The 19,136-nt window shown below is 74.2% G+C and carries 17 protein-coding genes and 1 pseudogene; 16 read left to right on the forward strand and 2 right to left on the reverse strand.

Annotated features, from left to right (window positions below):
- The 11 genes and pseudogenes from ICW40_RS05230 to pyk form a co-directional block, all read left to right on the forward strand.
- Positions 1-186 (forward strand): annotated as a pseudogene (locus tag ICW40_RS05230) (Trp biosynthesis-associated membrane protein); the annotation flags it as partial.
- A gap of 77 nt (positions 187-263) precedes the next feature.
- On the forward strand, positions 264-548 hold the full coding sequence (locus tag ICW40_RS05235; RefSeq protein ID WP_221652779.1) for an HGxxPAAW family protein: 285 nt from the start codon (positions 264-266) through the stop codon (positions 546-548).
- A gap of 25 nt (positions 549-573) precedes the next feature.
- On the forward strand, positions 574-963 hold the full coding sequence (locus tag ICW40_RS05240; RefSeq protein ID WP_221652780.1) for a CD225/dispanin family protein: 390 nt from the start codon (positions 574-576) through the stop codon (positions 961-963).
- A gap of 41 nt (positions 964-1,004) precedes the next feature.
- Positions 1,005-1,400 (forward strand): DUF2752 domain-containing protein, encoded by a 396-nt coding sequence (locus ICW40_RS05245; RefSeq protein ID WP_221652781.1) that lies wholly within the window; start codon positions 1,005-1,007, stop codon positions 1,398-1,400.
- A 129-nt stretch (positions 1,401-1,529) separates the two neighbouring features.
- The gene (trpC, locus tag ICW40_RS05250; protein WP_221652782.1) at positions 1,530-2,336 is read left to right on the forward strand and encodes an indole-3-glycerol phosphate synthase TrpC; all 807 of its coding nucleotides are present in this window, start codon (positions 1,530-1,532) and stop codon (positions 2,334-2,336) included.
- A complete protein-coding gene (gene trpB / locus ICW40_RS05255) occupies positions 2,333-3,616 on the forward strand; it encodes a tryptophan synthase subunit beta (protein ID WP_221652783.1) in 1,284 nt (427 codons plus the stop codon). The genes trpC and trpB overlap by 4 nt, the downstream gene beginning before the upstream one ends.
- Positions 3,613-4,440, forward strand: a complete 828-nt coding sequence (trpA, locus tag ICW40_RS05260; RefSeq protein WP_221652784.1) for a tryptophan synthase subunit alpha — start codon at positions 3,613-3,615, stop codon at positions 4,438-4,440. The genes trpB and trpA overlap by 4 nt, the downstream gene beginning before the upstream one ends.
- A complete protein-coding gene (gene lgt / locus ICW40_RS05265) occupies positions 4,437-5,471 on the forward strand; it encodes a prolipoprotein diacylglyceryl transferase (RefSeq protein WP_221652785.1) in 1,035 nt (344 codons plus the stop codon). The genes trpA and lgt overlap by 4 nt, the downstream gene beginning before the upstream one ends.
- A 196-nt stretch (positions 5,472-5,667) precedes the next feature.
- Entirely contained in the window at positions 5,668-10,230 is a 4,563-nt protein-coding gene (gene gltB / locus ICW40_RS05270) for a glutamate synthase large subunit (RefSeq protein WP_221652786.1), read from the forward strand.
- Complete coding sequence (locus ICW40_RS05275) at positions 10,223-11,704, forward strand: glutamate synthase subunit beta (protein WP_221652787.1); 1,482 nt, start codon at positions 10,223-10,225, stop codon at positions 11,702-11,704. The genes gltB and ICW40_RS05275 overlap by 8 nt, the downstream gene beginning before the upstream one ends.
- 115 nt (positions 11,705-11,819) lie before the next feature.
- On the forward strand, positions 11,820-13,247 hold the full coding sequence (pyk, locus tag ICW40_RS05280) for a pyruvate kinase (RefSeq protein WP_221652788.1): 1,428 nt from the start codon (positions 11,820-11,822) through the stop codon (positions 13,245-13,247).
- A gap of 75 nt (positions 13,248-13,322) precedes the next feature.
- On the opposite strand, the gene ICW40_RS05285 is transcribed toward pyk, so the two are convergent.
- Positions 13,323-14,351: an NAD(P)/FAD-dependent oxidoreductase gene (locus ICW40_RS05285; RefSeq protein WP_221652789.1), complete on the reverse strand. Its 1,029-nt coding sequence runs from the start codon at positions 14,349-14,351 to the stop codon at positions 13,323-13,325.
- Positions 14,352-14,426: 75 nt separating this feature from the next.
- Entirely contained in the window at positions 14,427-15,185 is a 759-nt protein-coding gene (locus tag ICW40_RS05290) for a hypothetical protein (protein WP_221652790.1), read from the reverse strand.
- A 365-nt stretch (positions 15,186-15,550) separates the two neighbouring features.
- On the opposite strand from ICW40_RS05290, the gene ICW40_RS05295 reads away from it, so the two are divergent.
- The 5 genes from ICW40_RS05295 to ICW40_RS05315 form a co-directional block, all read left to right on the forward strand.
- Positions 15,551-16,480: a hypothetical protein gene (locus tag ICW40_RS05295; RefSeq protein WP_221652791.1), complete on the forward strand. Its 930-nt coding sequence runs from the start codon at positions 15,551-15,553 to the stop codon at positions 16,478-16,480.
- A 92-nt stretch (positions 16,481-16,572) separates the two neighbouring features.
- Entirely contained in the window at positions 16,573-16,938 is a 366-nt protein-coding gene (locus tag ICW40_RS05300; RefSeq protein WP_260458821.1) for a phage holin family protein, read from the forward strand.
- On the forward strand, positions 16,935-17,717 hold the full coding sequence (locus ICW40_RS05305) for a DUF3618 domain-containing protein (protein WP_221652792.1): 783 nt from the start codon (positions 16,935-16,937) through the stop codon (positions 17,715-17,717). The genes ICW40_RS05300 and ICW40_RS05305 overlap by 4 nt, the downstream gene beginning before the upstream one ends.
- 101 nt (positions 17,718-17,818) lie before the next feature.
- On the forward strand, positions 17,819-18,577 hold the full coding sequence (locus tag ICW40_RS05310) for a LamB/YcsF family protein (protein ID WP_221652793.1): 759 nt from the start codon (positions 17,819-17,821) through the stop codon (positions 18,575-18,577).
- 59 nt (positions 18,578-18,636) lie between these two features.
- A partial coding sequence (locus ICW40_RS05315; RefSeq protein WP_260458819.1) for a 5-oxoprolinase subunit B family protein occupies positions 18,637-19,136 on the forward strand: 500 nt, incomplete at its 3' end.

The raw sequence follows: 19,136 nt of genomic DNA on the forward strand, positions 1-19,136 counted from the left end.
GCGCGGCACGAGCGCCCGGGTGCGGCAGGGGGAGCGCCGGCCGCGACCGGGGCGCCGGTGGACGGGTCCGCCGCGCACGGGCCCGCGACGCACCCGCCCGCCGGGCACGACGCGACCCCGCCGGGGACACCGGCCGACGACCACGACGCGTGGGACTCGCTCACGCGCGGCGAGGACCCGACCTAGACGCCCGGTGCGCGGCGCTGCGCCGCCGTGCACGAGGTTGGATAGGCTCACGACCACTCCACGAAAGGCACGTACGCATGCGTGAGACCCACGACCGCTCCGGCGAAGTGAACTACCTGCCGCCGGCTGCCCCGCCCCGCAACCACGGGCACACGACGGCTGCCTGGGTCACCGTGACCCTGGTCCTGCTCGGTGGCGCCGTGGCGGCGATCGGGATGGTCGTCGCGGAGCAGTGGATGCTCGTGGTCGGCATCGGCATCATCGTGGTGGCCCTCGTCCTCGGACGCGTGCTGAAGATGCTCGGTTTCGGTCAGCCCGGCCAGCGCGCCGGTCAGCACGACGCGGACAAGGCCGCGTCGTGACATCGACACCCTCAGGAGCGAGTGCATGAGCACACCCCCCGGCCCCCAGGAGCCCACGGGACCCGAGTCGCCGTACGGCTCGACGCCCCCGTCCTACGGCTCGGCGCCGCCCCCGCCCGCGTACGGTGGTGGCGGTGGCTACCAGCCCGCGGGCTCGCCGCCCCCGAACTACCTCGTCTGGGCCATCATCTCGGTCTTCCTGTGCTGGCCGCTGGCCATCCCGGCGATCGTCTTCTCGACCCAGGTGAACTCCAAGTGGGCGCAGGGTGACGCCGCCGGCGCCGCCGACTCGTCGCGCAAGGCGAAGCAGTTCGCCCTCTGGGCGACCATCCTCGGTGGCATCGTCATCGTGCTCTACATCGCGCTCGCGGCCGCGGGCGTCATCACGGCGGCCACCACGGGCACGACGTACTGAGGCACGACGACGCATGACAGCAGGACGGGCGTGACGGCGCCGTGCGACGAGCCGTCCTCGCGCCCCTGACGACGGCCGCGGCGGCCACCGCCGCGGCCGTCGTCGTCCTCGCCCTCGACCCCTACGAGCCCGGGCACTTCCCGACCTGCCCGGTGCTCGCGCTGACCGGGTTCTTCTGCACCGGCTGCGGGACCATGCGCGCGGTGCACAGCCTGCTGCACCTCGACGTCGCCGGAGCCTGGGACATGAACCCGCTCCTGCTGCTCCTCGCGCCCTTCGCCGTCGCGACGTGGGTCGCGTGGACGGTCCGTGCGTGGAGCGGGCGGCCGCGCCGGTGGGCGGCCCCCCCGTGGGCGATCGCCACGGTGCTCGTCGTCCTCGTGGCGTTCACCGTGCTCCGCAACGTCCCCGCGCTCGGGCCGTGGCTCGCGCCGTGACGCGGGCGTGACGCCTGCGTGACGCCTGCGTGGCGGTCCCAGCACGTGGGCGTGGCGGGGGCGTCCCCCGGGCGGCCCTACGATGACCCGGACGGGTTCGCGGGGGTGGGCCCGCGGGGAGGTGGCGACATGACGGTCCTCGAGGACATCATCGCGGGGGTCCGTGCGGACCTCGCCGAGCGTGAGGAGCGGGTGCCGCTCGCCGCGGTCAAGGAGCGCGCTGCACGCGTGCCCGACGCCAAGGAGTGCAAGCTCCACGACGAGGCCGCCGTGGCGGTCATCGCGGAGGTCAAGCGCTCGAGCCCCAGCAAGGGGTCGCTCGCGTCGATCGACGACCCGGCCGCGCTCGCGGCCGAGTACGAGTCGGGCGGTGCCGCGGCGATCTCCGTCCTCACCGAGCAGCGCCGCTTCGGTGGGAGCCTGGCGGACCTGGACGCGGTGCGCGCGTCGGTCGACGTGCCCGTGCTCCGCAAGGACTTCATCGTCACGCCCTACCAGGTGTGGGAGGCCCGGGCGCACGGCGCCGACCTCTGCCTGCTCATCGTCGCCGCGCTCGAGCAGACGGTGCTCACGTCGCTCGTCGAGCGCGTGCACTCCCTCGGGATGACGGCGCTCGTCGAGGTGCACGACGTCGACGAGGTGAGCCGCGCGCTCGACGCGGGGGCGCGCTGCATCGGCGTCAACGCCCGCAACCTCAAGAACCTCGAGGTGGACCGCACGACCTTCGCCCGCGTCGCCCCGATGATCCCCGACGGCGTCGTGCGCATCGCCGAGTCGGGCGTGCGCGGGCCGCACGACGTCATGGACTACGCGCGGTCCGGTGCCGACGCCGTGCTCGTGGGGGAGTCCCTCGTCACGGGCCGCGACCCCCGCGCGGCGGTCGCCGACCTCGTGGCCGCGGGCGCCCACCCGTCGCTGCGGGCGGTGCGTCAGTGACCGGCCGCGAGCAGGCCGCGCAGCACCTCGCCGAGCCCGAGCCGGTCGAGCCCGGTCCCGTCACGTCCGAGGCGGGCTTCGGCCCGTACTTCGGCGACTTCGGCGGGCGGTTCGTGCCCGAGGCGCTCATCGAGGCGCTCGACGAGCTCGACACCGAGTACAGCAAGGCGAAGGCGGACCCCGCGTTCGCCGACGAGCTGCTGCGCCTGCACCGCACCTACACGGGCCGGCCGAGCATCATCACCGAGGTGCCGCGCTTCGCGGAGCACTGCGGCGGCGTGCGCGTGATCCTCAAGCGCGAGGACCTCAACCACACCGGCTCGCACAAGATCAACAACGTGCTCGGCCAGGCGCTGCTCACCAAGCGGCTCGGCAAGAAGCGCGTCATCGCCGAGACCGGCGCGGGCCAGCACGGCGTCGCGACGGCGACCGCCGCAGCGCTGTTCGACCTCGACTGCACCATCTACATGGGCGAGGAGGACACGCGGCGCCAGGCGCTCAACGTCGCCCGCATGCGGCTGCTCGGCGCCACGGTCGTGCCGGTCACGACCGGCTCGCGCACGCTCAAGGACGCGATCAACGAGGCGCTCCGCGACTGGGTGACGAACGTCGGCACCACCAACTACGTCTTCGGCACCGTCGCCGGCCCGCACCCCTTCCCGGCGATGGTCCGCGACCTCCAGCGGATCATCGGCGTCGAGGCACGGCAGCAGGTGCTCGACCTCACGGGCCGCCTGCCCGACGTCGTCGCCGCGTGCGTGGGCGGCGGGTCGAACGCGATCGGCATCTTCCACGCGTTCCTCGACGACGCGTCGGTGCGCCTGGTCGGCCTCGAGGCCGGCGGCGACGGCGTGGACACCGGGCGGCACGCGGCGACCCTCACCGGGGGTGCGCCCGGCGTGCTCCACGGCGCGCGCTCCTACCTGCTCCAGGACGAGGACGGCCAGACGATCGAGAGCCACTCGATCTCCGCCGGGCTCGACTACCCGGGGGTCGGGCCCGAGCACTCGTGGCTCGCCACCACGGGCCGCGCCGAGTACCGCCCGATCACCGACGCGCAGGCGATGGAGGCGTTCCGGCTGCTGTGCCGGACCGAGGGGATCATCCCCGCGATCGAGTCCTCGCACGCCCTCGCCGGGGCGATGCAGCTGGGCCGCGAGGCTGCCGCGGAGGGCCGCACGGACGAGGTCCTGCTCGTCAACCTCAGCGGCCGCGGCGACAAGGACGTCGAGACGGCGGCGAGCTGGTTCTCGCTGCTCGACGAGGAGGGCAGCCGGTGACGGGCACGAGCCACGAGGTCGCCTCGCGCACCGCCGCGACCCTCGACCGCACGGCGGCCGAGGGCCGCGCGGCGCTCGTCGGGTACCTGCCGGTCGGCTTCCCCGACGTCGACGCGTCGATCGAGGCGGCGCGCGCGATGGTCGACGCCGGCGTCGACGTCGTCGAGCTCGGGGTCCCGTACTCCGACCCCGTGATGGACGGACCGCTCATCCAGCGCGCCGTCGAGCACGCGCTCGCGGGCGGCGTCCGGGTGCGGGACACGCTGCGGGCGGTCGAGGCGGTCGCCGCGACGGGCGCACCCGTCCTCGTCATGACCTACTGGAACCCGGTCGTCCGGTACGGCGTCGAGGCGTTCGCGCGCGACATCGCCGCGGCGGGCGGGGCCGGCCTCATCACGCCCGACCTGATCCCGGACGAGGCAGGGGAGTGGCTCGAGGCGTCCGACCGCCACGGGCTCGACCGCGTCTTCCTCGTCGCGCCGAGCTCGACGACGGAGCGGCTCTCCCTCACGGCGCGGGCCGCACGCGGGTTCGTCTACGCCGCCTCGACCATGGGCGTCACGGGCACGCGCGCCTCCGTGGGCGCCGACGCCGAGCGGCTGGTCGCGGACACGCGTCGCGGCGGCGCCGAGCGCGTCTGCGTGGGCCTCGGCGTGAGCACGGCGGAGCAGGCGGCGGAGGTCGGACGGTACGCCGACGGCGTCATCGTCGGGAGCGCCTTCGTGCGTCCGCTCGTCGAGGCGAGCACGGCGGCCGAGGGCCGGGACGGGCTCGCCGAGGTCGTGCGCGACCTCGCCGAGGGAGTCCGGACGGCGCGCGGATGATCTCGTCCGCCGCGGCCGCCCTCGCGCTGGCCGCCGGCCGGCTGCCGGCGGAGATCCCCAGCCCGCCCCAGCACACCTGGTACCTCGGACCCTTCCCGCTCCGCGCCTACGCGCTGTCGATCATGGCGGGGATCCTCGTCGCGCTGTGGCTCACCCGCCGCCGGTGGGTCGAGCGCGGCGGGGACGCCGACACGGTGCTCGAGATCGTCTTCTGGGCGGTGCCCTTCGGCATCGTCGGCGGCCGCATCTACCACGTGCTGAGCTCGCCCGACGCCTACTTCGGGCCCGACGGCGACCCCGTGCGCGCGCTCGCGATCTGGGAGGGCGGCCTCGGCATCTGGGGTGCCATCGCGCTCGGTGCCGTCGGCGCCTGGATCGGCACGCGGCGGCAGGGGGTCCGCTTCGCGGTCTTCGCGGACGCCGTCGCGCCCGGGCTGCTCGTGGCGCAGGCGATCGGGCGGCTGGGCAACTGGTTCAACCAGGAGCTCTTCGGCGGCCCGACGACCCTGCCGTGGGGCCTGCGGATCGACCCCGACGGGCCCACGTTCCCCGACGGCTACCCGGCGGACACGCTGTTCCACCCGACGTTCCTCTACGAGCTCGTGTGGAACCTCGCCTGCGCCGCGCTCCTGCTGCGGCTCGACCGCCGGTTCCGCCTGGGCCACGGGCGCGTCTTCTTCCTCTACGTGATGCTCTACACCGCCGGCCGGCTGTGGGTCGAGCTGCTCCGGATCGACCCGGCCGAGCAGGTGCTCGGGCTCCGGCTGAACGTCTGGACGTCGATCCTGGTGTTCCTCGGCGCGCTGGTAGCCTTCGTGCTGGTCGGACGTCGTCACCCCGGACGCGAGACCACGGTCGAGGTCGACGAGGACCGGCCGGGAGCGTCGCGCAACGCCGCGGCGGAACCGGAGCCGGACACCCCCGAGACCTCCGATGCCACCACGGGCACCGACCCCCGGGGGACCGTGACGCAGACGACCGAGACGGACGCGGCCGACGAGCCGGCGACCCGCTCGGGGAACCAGCGCTGAATCAAGCGCTCACCAGGCGCTCACCAAGCGCCCAGCAGGACCGCACGTGGGGCTGGTGACATATGTCACCCGCGAGAGGGGCGACGGACCCCGAGCGCTGCGGGTATGTTCACCACGCTTTTGGGCCGACGGCGTCCCGCATCCCCTTGACCCAGTTGCCCGGACGCCACGTCCGGGTCCAGCGAGGACGGTGACCATGAGCCGAGCGCTCCACCACACCGCGGCACCCGAGGCGGCCGGTCTGTACGACCCGGCGGCCGAGCACGACGCGTGCGGGGTCGCCTTCGTCGCCACGCTCCGGGGCACCCCGGGCCGCGACATCGTGGACGCCGCGCTCACGGCGCTGCTCAACCTCGACCACCGCGGCGCCGTCGGCGCCGAGACGGACAGCGGCGACGGCGCCGGCATCCTCACCCAGATCCCCGACGCCTTCCTCCGGGACGTCGTCGACGCGGAGCTGCCGGGCGCCGGTCGCTACGCGATCGGCATGGCGTTCCTCCCGACGGACACCGACGCGCTGCAGCACGCCGTCGAGGGCATCGAGAAGCTCGTCGTCGACGAGGGGCTCGAGCTGCTCGCCTGGCGCGACGTGCCCGTGACCGCGGGTCTCGTGGGCCCGACGGCCCGGGCGAGCATGCCCGTCTTCCGCCAGCTCGTCGTCGCCGACCCGGCGCGCGAGCTCGCCGGCATCGACCTGGACCGGCGGGCGTTCCGTGTCCGCAAGCGGGCGGAGCGCGAGCTCGGCGTGTACTTCGCGTCCCTGTCGGCGCGCACCCTGACCTACAAGGGCATGCTCACGACGGCGCAGCTCGAGCCCTTCTTCCCCGACCTGTCCGACCCGCGCTACGCGTCCGAGCTCGCGCTCGTGCACTCGCGGTTCTCGACCAACACGTTCCCGTCCTGGCCGCTGGCCCAGCCGTTCCGGCTGCTCGCGCACAACGGCGAGATCAACACGGTCCGCGGCAACCGGAACTGGATCGCGGCCCGCCAGTCGACGCTCGCGAGCGACGCCCTCGGCGACCTCCAGCCGCTCCTGCCGGTGTGCAGCCCGGGCAGCAGCGACTCCGGCACGTTCGACGAGGTGCTCGAGCTGCTCCACCTCGCGGGCCGCAGCCTGCCGCACGCCGTGCTCATGATGGTCCCGGAGGCGTGGGAGAACCACACCGAGATGGACCCGGACCGGCGCGCCTTCTACGAGTACCACGCGAGCCTCATGGAGCCGTGGGACGGCCCCGCCGCGCTGACGTTCACGGACGGCACGCTCATCGGTGCGGTGCTGGACCGCAACGGCCTGCGCCCCGGGCGGTACTGGATCACCGACGACGGCCTCGTCGTGCTCGCGAGCGAGACCGGCGTGCTGGACCTCGACCCGGCGACGATCGTCCGCAAGGGCCGGCTCGAGCCGGGCCGCATGTTCCTCGTCGACACGGGTGCCGGGCGTGTCATCGCCGACGACGAGATCAAGGCCCAGCTCGCGGCCCAGCGTCCCTACGCGCAGTGGGTCGCGGACCACTCGATCTTCCTCGACCAGCTGCCCGAGCGTGAGCACGTGCAGCACAGCCCTGCGTCGGTGCGCCGTCGTCAGCGCGCGTTCGGGTACACCGAGGAGGAGCTCAAGATCCTCCTCTCGCCGATGGCGGCGACGGGCGGCGAGCCGCTCGGCGCCATGGGCTCCGACACGCCGGTCGCCGTGCTTTCCTCGCGGCCCCGGCTCCTGTTCGACTACTTCACCCAGATGTTCGCGCAGGTCACCAACCCGCCGCTGGACGCCATCCGCGAGGAGCTGGTCACCTCGATCGGCGGCGCGATCGGCCCCGAGCCGAACCTCCTCGCCGACGTGCCCGAGCACGCCCGCAAGCTCGTGCTGCCCTTCCCGGTGCTCGACAACGACCAGCTCGCCAAGATCGTCCGGATCGACCGCGACCCGGCGATGGCGGGCGTCTTCCGCTCCGCGATCGTCCGCGGCCTGTACAAGGTCGACGGCGGCGAGGAGGCCCTGCGGACGCGGCTCGAGGAGATCTTCGAGCAGGTGGACCGCGCGGTCGACGACGGCGTCAGCTTCATCGTCCTGTCCGACCGCCACTCCGACGCGGACAACGCCCCGATCCCGTCCCTGCTGCTCTCGAGCGCGGTGCACCACCACCTCCTGCGCCGGCACACGCGGACGCGGGTGAGCCTCGTGGTCGAGGCGGGCGACGTGCGCGAGGTGCACCACGTCGCGCTGCTCATCGGCTACGGCGCCGCGGCCATCAACCCGTACCTGGCCATGGAGTCGGTCGAGGCCCTCGCGCTCGACGGGTCGCTCGGCGCGGTCTCGCCCGAGAAGGCCGTCGCGAACCTCATCAAGGCGCTCGGCAAGGGCGTGCTCAAGGTCATGAGCAAGATGGGCATCTCGACGATCGCGTCGTACCGCGGCGCGCAGGTGTTCGAGGCGCTCGGCCTGTCCCAGGAGGTCGTGGACCGCTACTTCGCGGGCACGACGAGCCGGCTCGGCGGCATCGGCCTCGACGTCATCGCGGCGGAGGTCGCGGCGCGCCACGCCGACGCGTACCCGGCGAGCGGCAACCCCCAGGCCCACCGCCGGCTCGACGTCGGCGGCGAGTACCAGTGGCGCCGGGACGCCGAGATCCACCTGTTCGACCCCGAGACGGTCTTCCGGCTGCAGCACTCGACCCGCACGCGTCAGCTCGACGTGTTCCGCCAGTACACGCGCCGCGTCGACGACCAGGCGAACCGCCTGGCGACGCTGCGCGGGCTGCTGACCTTCGCCGAGGGCGTGCGTCCGCCGGTCCCGCTCGACGAGGTCGAGCCGGTCAGCGAGATCGTCAAGCGGTTCAACACGGGCGCGATGTCCTACGGGTCCATCTCGGCCGAGGCGCACGAGACGCTCGCCGTCGCGATGAACCGCCTGGGCGGACGCTCGAACACGGGCGAGGGCGGCGAGGACCCGGCGCGCCTGCACGACCCGGAGCGCCGGTCCGCGATCAAGCAGATCGCGTCGGGCCGGTTCGGGGTCACCGCCGACTACCTCACGAACGCCGACGACCTGCAGATCAAGATGGCGCAGGGCGCCAAGCCGGGCGAGGGCGGTCAGCTGCCGGGCAACAAGGTGTACCCGTGGATCGCCGCGACGCGGCACTCCACGCCCGGCGTCGGCCTCATCTCGCCGCCGCCGCACCACGACATCTACTCGATCGAGGACCTCGCCCAGCTCATCCACGACCTCAAGAACGCCAACCCCGCGGCGCGGGTGCACGTCAAGCTCGTGAGCGAGTTCGGCGTGGGGACGGTCGCGGCCGGTGTCGCCAAGGCGCACGCCGACGTCGTCCTCGTCTCGGGGCACGACGGCGGCACGGGCGCGAGCCCGCTGACGTCCCTCAAGCACGCGGGGACGCCGTGGGAGATCGGCCTGGCCGAGGCCCAGCAGACGCTCGTGCTCAACAACCTGCGCGACCGCGTCGTCGTCCAGGTCGACGGCCAGATGAAGACCGGGCGCGACGTCGTCGTCGGCGCGCTGCTCGGGGCCGAGGAGTTCGGGTTCGCGACCGCACCCCTGGTCGTCAGCGGGTGCATCATGATGCGCGTCTGCCACCTCGACACCTGCCCCGTGGGCGTCGCGACGCAGAACCCCGAGCTGCGGGCCCGCTTCACGGGCAAGCCCGAGTTCGTCGAGACGTTCTTCGAGTTCATCGCGACCGAGGTGCGCGAGTACCTCGCGAGCCTCGGCTTCCGGTCGATCGCGGAGGCCGTCGGCCACGTCGAGGCCCTCGACACGCGCGCGGCGGTGGACCACTGGAAGGCCGCCGGTCTCGACCTCGGGCCCGTGCTCGCGCGGCCCGAGCCGGTGCCGGGCTCGTCGCTGCGCAACACCTCGGTGCAGGACCACGGCCTGCACAAGGCGCTCGACAACCAGCTCGTGGCCATGGCCGCCGACGCGCTCGAGCGCGCCGAGCCCGTGCGCATCGCGCTGCCCGTGCGCAACGTTAACCGCACGGTCGGCACGATGCTCGGCCACGAGGTGACCAAGCGGTACGGCGGCGACGGCCTCGCCCCGGACACGATCGACGTCACGCTGACGGGCTCCGCGGGTCAGTCGCTCGGTGCCTTCCTGCCCCGCGGCATCACGCTGCGGCTCTTCGGCGACGCGAACGACTACGTCGGCAAGGGTCTCTCGGGCGGCCGGATCCTGGTCCGCCCGGACAAGGCCGCGGTCCTCTCGGGCGACCGCGACGTCATCGCGGGCAACGTCATCGGCTACGGCGCGACGTCCGGGCAGATCTTCCTGCGCGGCGTCGTCGGCGAGCGGTTCGCCGTGCGCAACTCGGGCGCGACGCTCGTCGTCCAGGGCGTCGGCGACCACGCCTGCGAGTACATGACGGGCGGGACGGTCCTCATCCTGGGCCGCACCGGGCGCAACCTCGGCGCCGGCATGTCCGGCGGGCGGGCGTACGTGCTCGACCTGCGGCGCGAGGCGGTCAACGCCCCGGCGCTCGCCGCGGGGGAGCTCTCCCTCTCGCCGCTCGACGAGCAGGACGCCGTCGTGGTCGAGGGCCTGCTGCGCACCCACCACGAGGAGACCGGGTCACCCCGGGCCGCCGAGCTGCTCGACGACCTGCCCGCGGCCCTCGCGCGGTTCACGCGCGTGCTGCCCACCGAGTACGAGCGCATGCTCGCCACCCTCGCCGCCGCCGAGGAGCAGGGTCTCGACCCCGCGGCCCCCGGCGTGTGGGACCAGATCCTGGAGGTGTCCCGTGGCTGACCCCCGCGGTTTCCTGAAGGTGCGGGACCGTGAGCTCCCGCCCAGCCGGCCCGTGCCCGTCCGGCTCATGGACTGGCGCGAGGTCACGGAGCACCGCACGGCCGCCGAGAGCGCCGAGCACGGTGCGATGCTGCACGCCCAGGCCGGGCGCTGCATGGACTGCGGCATCCCGTTCTGCCACCAGGGCTGCCCGCTCGGGAACCTCATCCCCGACTGGAACGACCTGGTCTGGAAGGACCAGTGGGCCGAGGCGAGCGACCGCCTGCACCAGACGAACAACTTCCCCGAGTTCACGGGCCGCATCTGCCCGGCGCCGTGCGAGTCGTCGTGCGTGCTCGGCATCTCGCAGCCGCCGGTCACGATCAAGAACATCGAGGTGGCCATCGCGGACGAGGCGTTCGCGCGCGGCTACGTCACGCCGCAGGTGCCGCACTTCCTCACGGGCAGCACTGTGGCCGTCGTCGGCTCCGGGCCTGCGGGTCTCGCGGCCGCCCAGCAGCTGACGCGCGCCGGTCACACGGTGGCCGTCTTCGAGCGGGACGCCCGCATCGGCGGCCTGCTCCGCTACGGCGTGCCCGACTTCAAGCTCGAGAAGGAGCTCATCGACCGGCGCGTCGCCCAGATGAAGGAGGAGGGCACGCGCTTCCGGCCGGGTGTCGAGATCGGCAAGGACATCACCTGGAAGGAGCTGCGGACGCGGTACGACGCCGTGCTCGTGGCCACGGGCGCGCCCGTGCCGCGCCGGCTCCCCGTGCCCGGTGCGGACCTCGAGGGCGTCCACCCGGCGATGGAGTTCCTGCACCAGCAGAACGACGTCGTCGCGGGGGTCGAGGTGCCGGACCAGATCGTCGCGACCGGCAAGCACGTCGTCATCATCGGCGGCGGCGACACCGGCTCCGACTGCCTCGGCACGTCGCTCCGCCAGGGCGCCGCATCCGTCACGACCCTCGCGATCGGCGTGCAGCCCCCGCTCGAGCGCCCCGAGAACCAGCCGTGGCCCACGGACCCGCTGCTCTTCGAGGTGTCCTCCTCCCACGAGGAGGGCGGCGAGCGCAGCTACCTCGCCTCGACTGTCGGGCTCGTCGGCGACGAGCAGGGTCGCGTCACGGCGCTGCGCGTCGCCACCACCGAGTACCTCCCCGACGGGCGACGCGTGCCCACGCCGGGCACCGAGCGCGACATCCCGGCCGACCTGGTGCTCATCGCGATGGGCTTCACCGGTCCCGAGACCGAGGAGCTCGTGGAGCAGACGGGCGCCGACGTGACCGGCCGCGGCGCGATCGCGCGCGGCGAGGACTACGCGACGTCCGTCCCGGGCGTGTTCGTGGCCGGCGACGCGGGTCGCGGCCAGTCCCTCATCGTGTGGGCGATCGCCGAGGGCCGCGCGGCAGCGGCCAGCGTCGACGCCTACCTGCGCGGCAGCACCGAGCTGCCCGTCCCTGTGCGGCCGAGCGACCGGGCCATGCGCCCCTGAGCCGACCGCACGACCGCTGAACCACACCCCGCCCCTGCGGGGTGCGACATCGGGACGCCCCTGCGCGTCCCGCCGGGGCCGTGAGGTCCCACGACCGAGGACATAGGCTGGAGACATGCGTAGAGCCAAGATCGTCTGCACCATCGGACCCGCGACCGAGTCGCCCGAGCAGATCCAGGCGCTCGTCGACGCCGGCATGGACGTGGCGCGGATCAACCGCAGCCACGGCGATGCGTCGGAGCACGAGGCCGTCATCAACCGGGTGCGCGCCGCCGCGAAGGCCTCGGGCCGCGCCGTGGCCGTGCTCGTGGACCTGCAGGGTCCCAAGATCCGGCTGGGCCGGTTCACCGAGGGCAAGCACGAGCTCGCCGACGGCGACGTCTTCACCATCACGACCGACGACGTCCCGGGCACCAAGGAGCGCGTCTCCACCACGTACAAGGGCCTGCCGGGCGACGCCAAGGTGGGCGACCGCATCCTCATCGACGACGGCCGCGTCGCGGTCCGGATCACCGACGTGACGGCCACGGACGTCGTCACGCGCGTCGAGGTCGGCGGCCCGGTCTCCAACAACAAGGGCCTCAACCTCCCGGGCGTCGCCGTGAGCGTCCCCGCGATGTCCGACAAGGACGAGGAGGACCTGCGCTGGGCCCTGCGCCTCGGTGCCGACCTCATCGCGCTGTCGTTCGTCCGCAGCGCCGTGGACTACGAGGACGTCGCGCGGATCATGACGGAGGAGGGCCGCACGGTCCCCGTCATCGCCAAGGTCGAGAAGCCGCAGGCGGTCGAGAACCTCGTCGAGATCGTCGACGCGTTCGACGGCATCATGGTCGCCCGCGGCGACCTCGGCGTGGAGCTGCCGCTCGAGCAGGTGCCGCTGGTCCAGAAGCGGGCCGTCGAGCTCGCGCGCCGGTCGGCCAAGCCCGTCATCGTCGCGACCCAGGTGCTCGAGTCGATGATCTCGGCGCCGCGGCCGACGCGTGCCGAGGCCTCGGACTGCGCGAACGCCGTGCTCGACGGCGCGGACGCCGTCATGCTCTCGGGCGAGACGAGCGTGGGCGAGTACCCGATCGAGGCAGTGCGCACCATGGCGCGGATCATCGAGAACACCGAGGAGCACGGCCGCGAGCGCATCGCGGCCCTCGGGTGGAGCCCGAAGACGCGTGGCGGCGCGATCACGCGGGCCGCGGCGGAGGTCGGCGAGACCCTCGGCGTGAAGTACCTCGTGACGTTCACGCAGAGCGGCGACTCGGCCCGTCGGGTCTCGCGGCTGCGCTCGGCCATCCCGATGCTCGCGTTCACGCCGGACCACGCGGTGCGCAACCAGCTCGCGCTGAGCTGGGGCGTCCAGACCTACGAGGTGCCGACGGTGGCGCACACCGACGCCATGGTCGTGCAGGTGGACCAGACGCTGCGCGCCAACGGGCTGGCGGAGGACGGCGACCTCGTCGTCATCGTGTTCGGCGCGCCGGTCGGCGTCCCGGGCACGACGAACTCGCTCCTCGTGCACAAGATCGGCACCGAGGTCAACGCCGCGCACTGAACCTGCGCACCTGACCGGTCGCTGAGCCAGCGCACCGAGCCAGCGCACCGAGCGAGCTCGCGCCGAGCCCGCACGTCACGCCCCGGGCGGACCGCTCCCCAGCGGATCGTCCGGGGCGTCGTCGCGCCCGGGGGACCCCGCGCGCCGCGCGACCGCGTCGTCGACGTCCTCCTCGATGAGGTCGTGGTCCACGGCCAGCGCCGTCCGGTAGCCCGCCGCCGCCGCCATGACCACCTGGCTCATGGGGTCGGACACGTTCCCCGCCGCCCACACGTGCGGCACGCTCGTGCGGCCCTCCGGGTCGGTCACGAGGACGTGGCCGAACGGGCCGACCTCGACCCGCGCGCCGACGGCCGTGACGAGGGCGTCCGACGCGACGAGGCGAGGCTGGACGAGCAGCGCCTCGAGCTCGACCCGCTGCTCGGCGGTCCGCACGGCGGCGAGGGCGTCGTCGACGACCTCGACGCCCACGACGGGACCGTCGACGACCCGGACGCCGAGCGCGTCGAGCCGCGCCCGGTCGGTGGGGTGGATCTCGTCGCGCTCCATGCCGTGGAGCAGGAGGACGACGTCGCTCGTCCACCGCGTCATGGACAGGGCCTTGCCGACCTCGTCCGCGCGTCCGGCGAGCACGCCGACCCGTCGGTCACGCGTCTCCCAGCCGTCGCAGTACGGGCAGTGCAGCACGTCGCGACCCCACCGGTCGGCGATGCCCGGGACCTCCGGGAGCTCGTCCCGCAACCCCGTGGCCAGGACCACGCGCCGGGCGCGCACGCGCGTGCCGTCGTCGAGCTCGACGTCCACGCCGGCCGCGGCGGGCGTCACGTCGGGCCGGGGGACCAGCGCCTCCGCCCTGGCACGCCGCAGCTCGACCCCGTAGCGCTCGACCTCCTCGGCGGCGATCCGGAGGAGCTCGTCCGGAGGCGTGCCGTCGCGCGTGAGGAACCCGCTGACGTGGTGCGCCACGGCGTTGCGCGGGCGGCCGTCGTCGACGACGAGCACGGAGCGTCGGGACCGGCCCAACACGAGGGCGGCACTGAGACCGGCCGGGCCGCCTCCCACCACGACGACGTCGACGCCGGTCGGGGGCGGGTCTGATCGCACCGGCTCATGCTGCCCCGGCGCGGCGCGACTGTCGCGGCGGACGGCGGGGCCGGGCGACGCTGCGCGCGTCGTGGCTCACCAGCCGCAGGCGGCCGCCACGTAGTCGTGCACCTGCCCGGTGACCCCCTCGCCGGTGCCCACGTGGACGACGTGCTGCGGGACGCCGTCGACGGTCGCGTGCACACCGAGGAAGGTGCCGCGCTTGTCCTCGGCGACCGCGTGCGGGTCGCAGCGGTTGGGCCGGAACGGCAGGTCGACCGTGGTGGGCGCGGTGACGGGCGCGGCGAGCTCGGGCGGTGCCCAGGCGGCGCCGCCCAGGGGCGCCATGAGGATCGTGCCGTCGATGGACGTGATGGTCACGGCGGGGCCGCCCGGCACGGGGGAGGCGGTCAGCCGGAGGACGCCCAGGAGCCCGTCGGGCGTGTCCTGCGTGGTCAGCCCGTCGACGCGCAGGTCGACGCCCGCGAGGACGGTCGCGGCGGCGCAGTCCTCGCTGCGGATCCGGGTCAGGTGGCCCTGGGGGTCGGTCACGGCGAGCGGCCCGATCGTCTCGACGGCGTCTCCCGCGTCGACCTCGAGCACGGCCTCCGCCGTCACGTCGGCGGCCCCGCAGACGGGCGCCCCGAGCGCCACCGAGAAGTCGCGCGACCGACCGGGGGGCACCGGGCGCCCGCGCTCCGGGTCGGACACCGCCGTCGTGGTCGTCGTCGTGGTCGTCAGCGCGGCGGTCCGCACGGTGACGGGTGCGGCGCCCTCGTTGCGCACGCGCACCTGCACGACCCGGTCGGCCCAGGACGCGCGTCCCTGCCGGACCTCGACCGCGAGGTCGGTCACCTCCGTGCTCGGCGCCGTCGCCGCCGGGGGAGTGGACGGCACGGCGGGCGACCGCGTCGGGCCTCCGCAGGCGACGAGCAGCACCACCACCACCACCACCGCCGCCGCGGCGGATTGTCGCAGGCCATGGCCAGGTGCGCGCGTCGCGACTCCCGGGTGCTCGTTCAGGTGGCGGACCCCTCGGGACCCGCCTAGCGTCGCTGGAAACCGGACCGCACGGCGACGAGGTTTGTCAAGGGGCTGATCCGGGACGAACGGGCACAGCAGACGGCGGGCAGCACGGCTGCCGGCCAGAACCCGGCACGGACGGCGCGGATCGCACGCGGACGCGTTCGCGACCGACCGACGAACGGATGGAGGACGACATGACGTACGAGTACTCGACAGGGACGCCGTCGACGTCCGAGGGCACGTCCACGGCGCAGACCGCGCGGGACGAGGCCTCGGGTGTCGCGCAGAGCGCCGCCGAGAGCGGGAAGTACCTGGCCGGTGAGGCGGGTGCCCAGGCCAAGAACGTCGCGGCCGAGGCAGGACGCCAGGCCAAGGACCTCCTGGGCCAGGGACGGACGCAGCTCGCCTCGACGGCCACCGAGCAGCAGCAGCGCCTCGCGGGCGGTCTGCGCACCTTCAGCTCGGACCTCAGCCAGATGGCCGACGGCGCCGAGAGCAGCCTCGCGTCCGGGATCGCCCGGACCGTCGCCGACCAGACCGGCAGCATCGCGTCGTGGTTCGAGAACCGGGAGCCGGCCGACCTGCTCAACGAGGTCAAGGACTTCGCCCGGCGCAAGCCCGGCACGTTCCTGCTCATCGCGGCGGGCGCGGGCCTGATCGCGGGCCGGCTGACGCGCGGCGTGCGGGACGCGTCGAGCGACACCTCGACCGGCGGCACGTCGTACGGCGACGGGACGGGCGCGCACCGGGCACCGGGCGCCGCCTCGACGGGCTCGTACGGGCTCGCCGACACCTCGCAGGCGCAGACCTACGGCACGACCGGGTCGACGTCGACGTACGGCACCACCGGGACGATCGGGACCTACGGGACGCCCGCGTACGGCACCGGCGCCTACGGCGACGCGGACACGGCGGGCGGCTCCTCCTACGGCTCGGGCACCACGGGTGCCGGCTACGGCGAGAGGACCTACCAGACCGGTGGCGTCGGCGGCGGCGAGACGCCGGTGGCCTCGACGTCGGCCGCCACGCCGGCCTGGACGGGCGACGACACGGGCAGCACGTCGACGGGTGACCCGCTCGCCGGCGTCGAGTCCGAGGAGCGGTGGACCGAGGAGAACCGGTGAGCGAGTACACCGATCCGACGGTCGCGCCGCCGGGGCCGACCGGTGGCTCCGCGGCCGGCTCCTCGAACCCGGCCGACGCGTCGCTCGGCGAGCTGATCGGCAACGTGACGCGTGACCTCTCGACGCTCATGCGGCAGGAGGTCGCGCTCGCGAAGGCCGAGCTCGCGGACTCCGGGAAGAAGGCCGGCAAGGGCGGCGGCATGCTCGCCGGCGCCGGCGTCGCCGGTCACTTCGTCCTCATCTTCCTCTCGGTCGCCCTCTGGTGGGGCCTCGGGGACCTGATGGACAACAACACGATCTCCGCGATCATCGTCGCGCTCCTCTGGGGTGTCGTCGCCGCGGTCCTGGCCGCCAAGGGCAAGGCCGAGCTCAAGAAGGTCCAGGGCGCGCCGCAGACGCAGGAGACGGTCGCCGAGATCCCGAACGCACTCAAGGGCCACGAGGAGGAGAACCGATGACCACCAGCAGCGACCCGGACGAGATCCGCGCCGAGATCGAGCGGACGCGGGCCGAGCTCAGCTCGGACGTCAACGCACTCGAGGAGAAGGTCAGCCCGAGCCAGATCGCGCACCGCAAGGTCGAGTCGGTCAAGGACAAGGCGAGCACTCTGAAGGACAAGGTGATGGGCGTGTCTGACAGCGCGAGGGAGCACGTGTCCGGTACGGCGAGCAACGTCGGGGGCAGCGTCTCCGGCACGGCGAGCAGCGTCGGCGAGAGCGTCCAGGGCGCCGCGAGCAGCGTGGGCCACGGCGTCGCCGGTGCCGCGAGCTCCGTCGGCCACGGCGTCTCGGGGGCCGCGCAGAACGTCGCCTCGGGCGCGAGCTCGCTGGCCTCGAGCGCGACGAGCGCCGTGCGCAACGTGCCCGGCACCGTGCAGCGGCAGGCGGAGGGCAACCCGCTCGCCGCGGGCCTCGTGGCCTTCGGGCTGGGCTGGCTCGTGGGCTCGCTCATCCCGGCGAGCCAGAAGGAGCAGCACGTCGCCGGCCAGGTCAAGGACCAGGCGTCGACCCTCGTCGAGGGGGCGAAGTCCGTCGCCCAGACGGCGGCCGCCGATCTCCGCGAGCCCGCGCAGCAGGCGGCGCAGTCGGTGAAGGAGGCGGCGACCGAGGCCGCGCAGACGCTCAAGGAGGAGGGCCAGTCCGCGGCCCAGGACCTCAAGGGCCAGGCGCAGGACGCGAAGGACTCGGTCCAGGGGTCGCACGGCGACTCCTCGGACCAGCAGTCGCAGTCGTACTGAGCCGACGGCGAGCAGTACCCGAGCCCCGGGCGGCCCTGCCGCCCGGGGCTCGCGCGTGCCGCCCCGACCACGCGTGCCGCCCCGACCAGTAGCGTCGTCCTGTGACGATCGACCTCAACTGCGACCTCGGTGAGGCCTTCGGCGTCTGGCCGATGGGGGACGACGCCGCCCTCCTCGGCCTGGTCAGCAGCGCCAACGTCGCGTGCGGCTTCCACGCCGGCGACCCGAGCACCATGCGGCGCACGTGCCTGGAGGCCGCGCGCCGCGGCGTCGTCGTCGGCGCGCACGTGGGGTACCGCGACCTGGCCGGGTTCGGTCGGCGCTTCCTGGACGTCGAGCCCAGCGAGCTCACCGACGAGGTCGTCTACCAGGTCGGCGCCCTCCAGGCGGTCGCGGCAGCGGCCGGCACCGCCGTCCGCTACGTCAAGCCCCACGGCGCGCTGTACACGGCGATCGCCCGCCACGACGCCCAGGCGCGCGCCGTCGTGGCGGCCGTGAACGCGGTCGACCCGGGGCTCCCGCTCGTGGTGCTTCCGGGAGGGGTCGCGGAGAGGGTAGCCCGCGAGGCGGGCCTGCGGACGGTCGGGGAGGCCTTCGTCGACCGCGGCTACCGGGCGGACGGCAGCCTCGTCCCGCGCGGCGCGCCCGGGGCGCTGGTGACGGACCACGCCGTCGCGGCCGCCCGTGCGGCCCGGCTCGCGGAGGACGGCACCGTCGAGGCCGACGACGGGACGGTGGTGCGTCTCGACGTCGAGACGCTGTGCCTGCACGGTGACACGCCCGGCGCGGTCGGCTCGGCGACCGCGGTCCGGGCGGCGCTCGAGGCGCGGGGGATCGCGGTCGAGCCGTTCGTCCGATGACCGCGTCCCACGGGGACGGCCGGACGGAGCGCCCGGCACGCGCCCGCACGGTGCATCCCATGGGCGACCGGGCGCTGCTGGTGGTGTGCGCCGACCTGGACGAGGTGCTGGCCCTGGCGGCGACGCTGCGGCGCGACCCGGTGCCGGGGCAGGTGGACCTGCAGCCCGCCGAGCGCAGCCTCCTGGTCCTGCTGGACGACGCGCGTCGCCAGGCGCGCGCGGCCGGCGTGGTCGCGACCCTGCGGCCGACCGGGGTCGAGCGCGCCGCCCGCCGTCCGGTGACGCTCGACGTCGTCTACGACGGGGAGGACCTCGACGACGTCGCCGCCCTCACCGGCACGAGCCGTGACGCCGTCGTCGCGGCGCACTCGGGCACCGTGTGGCGCGCCGCCCTCGCGGGCTTCGCCCCGGGGTTCGTGTACCTCGTCGGCGACCTCCCGCCCGTCCCGCGGCGGGACGTGCCGCGGACGGCGGTCCCGGCCGGGTCGGTCGCCGTCGGCGGGCCGTGCTCGGCGGTCTACCCGCGGCGCAGCCCCGGCGGCTGGCAGCTGCTGGGGCG

Origin of the sequence: Actinotalea ferrariae (assembly GCF_019733465.1) — a bacterium.
In the GTDB taxonomy this organism is placed as follows: Bacteria; Actinomycetota; Actinomycetes; order Actinomycetales; family Cellulomonadaceae; genus Actinotalea; species Actinotalea ferrariae_A.